Raw genomic sequence first — 275 nt, forward strand, 5'->3', positions numbered from 1 at the left:
GTAGTTGAAGGCGTTGTATCCAGTGTTGGCGCTACCAATATCCAGATCGGAGGCCATCGTTTTGGTCAGGAAGGTTTCCGAAATAATGTGTTCCAGGTGGTGGATAACTTATACTACAACACAGACAAAATTAAATATACGTTTGGGGCAGACCTGATGTATACCAGATCAAAATCGATCTACGGAAGTGAAGTGAACGGAAGATTCCAGTTTCAGGGGATGACGAATTTTGCCAATCTTACCCCTTACCGTTTTTACAGAGAAGTACCTTTGAT

The 275-nt window shown here is 42.5% G+C and carries 1 protein-coding gene; it reads left to right on the forward strand.

The annotated features are described in order from the left end of the window. Positions 1-275, forward strand: a 275-nt coding sequence (locus tag SCA31_RS23310) for a hypothetical protein (protein ID WP_410699398.1), incomplete at both ends; no start/stop codon positions are given.

The sequence above is a fragment of the Chryseobacterium sp. SIMBA_028 genome, from assembly GCF_046535285.1.
Lineage (GTDB): Bacteria > Bacteroidota > Bacteroidia > Flavobacteriales > Weeksellaceae > Chryseobacterium.